The 6,131-nt window shown below is 66.1% G+C and carries 5 protein-coding genes; 4 read left to right on the top strand and 1 reads right to left on the bottom strand.

The genetic code is table 11. The features are described from left to right. Both AC5JJ6_RS36965 and secB read left to right on the top strand, forming a co-directional pair. On the top strand, nt 1–655 hold a 655-nt coding region (locus AC5JJ6_RS36965), incomplete at its 5' end, for a histidine phosphatase family protein (RefSeq protein WP_496046819.1). A 122-nt stretch (nt 656–777) separates the two neighbouring features. Next, nucleotides 778–1,254 carry a protein-export chaperone SecB gene (gene secB / locus AC5JJ6_RS36960; protein ID WP_496046818.1) on the top strand — a complete coding sequence of 159 codons (477 nt, stop codon included), beginning with the start codon at nt 778–780 and terminating at the stop codon, nt 1,252–1,254. A 106-nt stretch (nt 1,255–1,360) separates the two neighbouring features. On the opposite strand, the gene rho is transcribed toward secB, so the two are convergent. Further along, nucleotides 1,361–2,617 carry a transcription termination factor Rho gene (gene rho, locus AC5JJ6_RS36955; protein ID WP_044428354.1) on the bottom strand — a complete coding sequence of 419 codons (1,257 nt, stop codon included), beginning with the start codon at nt 2,615–2,617 and terminating at the stop codon, nt 1,361–1,363. Nucleotides 2,618–2,929: 312 nt separating this feature from the next. Here rho and AC5JJ6_RS36950 point away from each other — a divergent pair, with 312 nt between their 5' ends. Further along, nucleotides 2,930–5,713 carry a cation-transporting P-type ATPase gene (locus AC5JJ6_RS36950; protein ID WP_496046817.1) on the top strand — a complete coding sequence of 928 codons (2,784 nt, stop codon included), beginning with the start codon at nt 2,930–2,932 and terminating at the stop codon, nt 5,711–5,713. Continuing rightward, on the top strand, nt 5,686–6,123 hold the full coding sequence (locus AC5JJ6_RS36945; protein ID WP_496046816.1) for a DUF2188 domain-containing protein: 438 nt from the start codon (nt 5,686–5,688) through the stop codon (nt 6,121–6,123). Before AC5JJ6_RS36950 ends, AC5JJ6_RS36945 begins: the two co-directional genes overlap by 28 nt. Nucleotides 6,124–6,131: the final 8 nt, after the last annotated feature.

Raw genomic sequence — 6,131 nt, 5'->3', positions numbered from 1 at the left:
TCGCCATCAGGAGCGCAAACGGACGAACCGCGCGACCTGCCGCCGCCCGACAGCCGCTGGCGCCCTCCCCACAGCAGCCGGTAAAACCGACACCATGTTCCTGATCCGACACGGCCAGTCCGAATTCAACGTCGCCTTCGCCCAGACCCGGACCGATCCCGGTATCGTCGATCCCGGATTGACCGGCCTGGGCCGCACCCAGGCCCTTGCCGCCGCATCCCTGCTTGCCGGGCGCGGACTGGTCCGGCTGATCGCCAGCCCCTACTCGCGGGCGCTCCAGACCGCTTCGATCATCGCCGAGGTCCTGGAACTGCCGATCGAAGTCCAGCCGGTATTGGGCGAACACGCGTTCTTTACCTGCGACATTGGGTCGCCCCGGTCCGAATTGCAGAAGCGCTGGCCGCATCTGGCGCTCGACCACGTCCCGGAGATCTGGTGGCCCGACACCGAGATCGACGAGGATGGCGTGACGTTGCGCGCGGCCGAGTTCCGCGCCATCGCCAGGGGTTTCGAAGACCACACCCGCGTAGCATCCGTCACCCACTGGGGCTTCATCCGGGCGATGACCGGGCACGAGGTCGACAACTGCGCGGTGGTCGAGTTCGATCCGGAAAGCGGCTCCTCGGTCTGCCTGACGGCAGCCCAGCCGGCCTGACGCTAAATTGGCTCACCCGACGGCGGGCATGCCGTTGTGGTGCGCCGCTCTTCCGTGCTAGCCACAACGCCAATCCGCGCGCAACCCCCTGATGAAACCCGCGCGCGCATGAGGAGATCACCATGTCCGACCAGAACGGCGCCGGCCAGACCCGCCCCACCGCCCTGCCGATCGTCATCAACGCCCAGTACGTCAAGGACTTCTCGTTCGAGAACCCCAACGCGCCGCAGACCCTGCTGCCCGGCCAGCCTGCCCCGCAGGTTTCGGTCGGCGTCGACGTCCGCAGCCAGCAGGTCGGCGAGACACTGTACGAAGTGGTGCTGGAAATGCGCTGCGAGGCCAAGATCGCCGAGAACACCGCCTTCCTGGTGGAACTGTCCTATGCCGGCCTGTTCACCGTCACCGGCCTTGCCGAAGAGCACATCAAGCCGGTCCTGCTGATCGAGGCCCCGCGCCTGCTGTTCCCCTTCGCCCGCGCCATCGTGGCCGATGCGACCCGCGACGGCGGCTACCCGCCGCTGATGATCAACCCGATCGACTTCACCGACCTGTACCGCCGTCAGGCCGCCGGGCAGCAGCCGACCAGTGCTACGGCATAAGTCAAAAGGCGGTTCGACATAAAAAAACTCCCTCCCCTGGGATCGCCGGGGGAGGGAGTTTTTTTGGTGCCCGAATTTATCGGTCCACCGTTTACCGCTTCGTAGCTTACTGATTCATCGAGTCGAAGAACTCGGAATTGCTCTTCGTGTGCTTCAGCTTGTCGAGCAGGAAGTCCACCGAGTCGGTGACGCCCATCGGCATCAGGATGCGGCGCAGGACCCACATCTTGGAAATCGTGGCCTTGTCGACCAGCAGCTCTTCCTTACGGGTGCCCGACTTGGTGATGTCGATGGCCGGGAAGGTCCGCTTGTCGCTGATCTTGCGGTCCAGGATGATTTCCGAGTTGCCGGTACCCTTGAACTCTTCGAAGATCACTTCGTCCATGCGGGAGCCGGTATCGATCAGCGCCGTCGCGATGATGGTGAGCGAGCCGCCTTCCTCGATGTTGCGCGCGGCGCCGAAGAAGCGCTTGGGACGCTGCAACGCGTTGGCGTCGACACCGCCGGTCAGCACCTTGCCGGAGCTGGGGACGACCGTGTTGTAGGCGCGGGCGAGGCGGGTGATGCTGTCCAGCAGGATGACCACGTCGCGCTTGTGCTCGACCAGCCTTTTCGCCTTCTCGATCACCATTTCGGCGACCTGGACGTGCCGGGCGGCCGGCTCGTCGAAGGTCGAGCTGACGACTTCGCCGCGCACGCTGCGGGCCATGTCGGTCACTTCCTCCGGCCGCTCGTCGATCAGCAGGACGATCAGGTAGACTTCCGGATGGTTCTGGGCGATCGAGTGGGCGATGTTCTGAAGCATCACCGTCTTGCCGGTACGCGGCGGAGCCACGACCAAGGCGCGCTGGCCCTTGCCGAGCGGCGCCACCAGATCGATGATCCGGCCGGTGAAGTTCTTCTTGGTCGGGTCTTCGATTTCCATGTTGAGCCGCTCTTCGGGATAGAGCGGCGTCAGGTTATCGAAGTTGATCCGGTGCCGGACCTTGTCCGGGCTGTCGAAATTGATCGTGTTGACCTTGAGCAGCGCGAAATAGCGCTCGCCATCCTTAGGTGCGCGGATCTGCCCTTCCACCGTGTCGCCGGTGCGCAGGCCGAAGCGGCGCACCTGGCTTGGGCTGACGTAGATGTCGTCAGGTCCGGGCAGATAGTTCGATTCCGGCGACCGCAGGAACCCGAAGCCGTCCTGAAGGATCTCCAGCACGCCGTCCCCGAAGATCGGAACGTCATTTTCGGCAAGTTGCTTCAGGATGGCAAACATCATGTCCTGCTTGCGCAGGGTACTGGCGTTCTCGATCTGTAATTCTTCTGCGAACGCCAATAGCTCGGCAGGCGTCTTACATTTCAACTCTTGGAGGTTCATCGGGAGCCTGTGGGGGACGGGAGCGGCAGTTGCATGCCGGGCGCGGTGAGATGGGCTGCGCGGCAGAGGGAGAGGCTATCGGCCTTGGAAGCACCCCAGGGTGGGGCACTTGAGAATGAACGGAGATTCTCTGGGAGTCGGGCCTACTGATGACAAGATAGTTATCTGAAACGGATTGACAAGTCAAACGAAACCGGAACTGTACAAAAGCGCTATATCCCTGGATAGCGCCGGCCCAAGCTGCGACCTGATGTCACCCTGCATCGTTTCCGGCCCGATCCAAGTCAGAAGCCGAGACCTTACGAGGACATCATGACCGGCGGTACAAGTTCGAAAGAAGCCTCCCTGAACGAGGCCCAATTCCCAGAAGGCCAATCCCGTCAGCCACCGCCCACCGAGGCCTGGCACGCCATCGCGGCGGAGGAGGCGCTGAAGCGCCTGGAAACGGGGCGGAGCGGCCTCGGCGAGGCCGAAGCGGCAAGGCGGCTGGAGCGGCACGGCCCGAACCGGCTGACTCCCCCGGCCGGCCGGAGCGCGCTTTGGCGGTTCGCGGCCCAGTTCAACAATATCCTGATCCTCGTGCTGATCGCGGCGGCCGCGGTCAGTGCCCTGCTGGGCGAAATCGTCGATGCCGCAGTCATCGTCGGCGTCGTGGCGATCAACGCGGCGATCGGCTTCATCCAGGAAGGCAAGGCGGAACAGGCGCTCAACGCCATCCGGAGCATGCTGTCGCTCAACGCCAGCGCCGTTCGCGACGGCAAGCGCCGGACCATCCCGGCGGAAGAACTGGTGCCGGGAGACCTGGTGCATCTGGCGTCCGGCGACCGCGTCCCGGCCGACCTCCGCCTGATATCGTCGCGCAACCTCCAGGTCGAGGAATCGGCGCTGACCGGCGAGTCGGTTCCGGTCCAGAAATCGGTCGAGCCGGTGGCGCCGGACGCGGCGCTCGGCGACCGGACGTCCTCGGCCTGGTCCGGAACGCTGGTGACGATGGGGCAGGGGACCGGGGTGGTGGTCGCCACGGGCGACGCCACCGAGATCGGCCGGATCAGCACCATGATCGCCGGCGTCGAGACGATGGCGACGCCGCTGCTGGCGCAGATGGCGGTCTTCGGCCGCTGGCTGACCGCCGCCATCCTGGTGCTCGCGGCATTCGCCTTCGCGGTCGGCGTCTGGCTGCGGGGCCTTCCCATGACCGAGATGTTCATGGCCGCCGTCGGCATCGCAGTGGCCGCCATCCCGGAAGGCCTGCCCGCCGTCATGACGATCACGCTAGCGATCGGCGTCACCCGCATGGCGCGGCGCAACGCCATCATCCGCCGGCTTCCGGCCGTCGAGACGCTGGGGTCGGTCAGCGTCATCTGCTCCGACAAGACCGGCACCCTGACCCGCAACGAGCTGACGGTGCGCCGGGTGGAGACGGCGGAGACAGGGTATGGCGTCGATGGCACCGGCTACGAGCCCGAAGGCGGCTTCGCCAGGGACGGTGCGCCGGTAGCCAGCCCCGCCGACGACCCGGCCTTGCTGGAGATCGCGCGCGCCGCCCTGCTGTGCAACGACGCAGCCCTCAGCGACCACGACGGCGTCTGGCAGGTGGACGGCGCCCCGACCGACGGCGCGCTGCTGGCGCTGGCGCTGAAGGCGGGGCTGGATCAGGCGACCACCCGGCGGGACTATCCCCGGCTGGACGTGATCCCGTTCGAATCGGACCACAAGTTCATGGCGACGCTGCACCGTACTCCCGACGGCCGGGGCCGGATCTACGTCAAGGGCGCTCCGGAACGCCTGGTCGAGATGGCGGCGGCCGAGCGGCGCGCCGGCGGCGACGCCCCGGTGGATACGGCGATAGATACCGCCGCCTGGACCTCCAGGATCGCGGAGATGGCGGGGCAGGGACAGCGGGTGCTGGCGGTGGCCTCCCTCGACGTGCCGGCGGACATGAGGCGCCTGAATTTCGGCGACGTCACCGGCGGCTTGACTCTGCTGGGGCTGCTGGGCCTGATCGACCCACCCCGGCAGGAGGCGATCGAGGCGGTCAAGGCCTGCTCCGACGCCGGTATCCGGGTCAAGATGATCACGGGCGACCACGCGCTGACCGCCAGCGCCATCGGCGCCGCCATCGGCCTGCGCGGCGGCAAGGCCTTGACGGGCCACGACCTCGACCGGCTCGACGACGAGGCGCTGCGGCGTGCCGCCCACGACACCGACATCTTCGCCCGCACCACGCCGGAACATAAGATCCGTCTGGTCCGGGCGCTCCAGGCGGAGGGCGCCACCATCGCGATGACGGGCGACGGCGTCAACGACGCGCCGGCCCTGAAGCGGGCCGATGTCGGCATAGCGATGGGCAACAAGGGGACCGAAGCCGCGCGGGAAGCGGCATCCATGGTGCTGGCCGACGACAACTTCGCCTCGATCGCCGCCGCGGTGGCGGAGGGCCGGACGGTCTACGACAATCTGTGCAAGACGATCCTGTTCCTGCTGCCGACCAACGCCGCGCAGGCGATGATCATCCTGCTGGCGATCCTGGCCGGCACGACGCTGCCGATCACCCCGGTCCAGATCCTCTGGGTCAACATGATCAGCGCCGTCACCCTGGGTCTGGCGCTGGCCTTCGAGCCGCCCGAGCCCGACATCATGCGCCGGCCGCCGCGCCGCGCGGGGGAGGGCATCCTGACCGGCTATATGGCATGGCGCATCCTGTCGGTCATGGTGCTGCTGACGATCCCGGCCTTCGGCCTTTTCCTATGGCTGGAATCCACCGGCGCCAGCATTGAGGAAGCGCGCACCATCGCGGTCAATACCCTGGTCGTCGGCGAGATCTTCTATCTCTGGAACGCGCGGGCCATCCTGAACCCCGTCCTGAGCCTGAAGGGCATCTTCGGCAGCCGCCCCGTCCTGATCTCCATGGCGCTCTGCCTGCTGCTCCAGCTCGCCTTCACCTACCTGCCTTTCATGCAAAGCCTGTTCGGCACGGCGGCCATCGATCTGCTCGACTGGGCGGTGCTGGCGGGCATCGGCGCCATGGTCTTCGTAGTCATCGAGCTGGAAAAGGCGGCGGTGCGGCGATGGAAGGGCAACCAATCGCGCCGCTGATCCGTAACATCAGGTGCAGGAAATCGAAGCTGTGGTATCGTCCTCGAATGAGAAATAGGCCGACGAAATTGACTGCTCCCCAAGCGGTTCATGTGATTCCACATGGCAGCGGCTGGGCTGTCAGCAAGCCCGACGTGACCGGAAAGGGCAATGTCCACCCGACCCGGTCCGAGGCGCTGAGGGCAGCCGAGGATTCGCTGCGCACCCAAGGCGGCAAGCTGCGTGTCAAAGAACGCGGCGGGCGCTGGCGCGAGAGCTTCACGATTGGCCGCAGCGGCTTCGCCAGGATCAGCGCCGTCGAGGGTATTCACCTTCCCAGCGACATCGAAAAGCATCTCCGCGAGCTTGATCGCCAAGGGTTGAGCCCGGAAGATCGCTTGAGAGCGATCCTGCACAAGCTCGGCAAGTAACCGGTCGG

The organism is Skermanella sp. (assembly GCF_059503625.1).
This window is presented reverse-complemented; position numbering and strand designations above follow the sequence as displayed.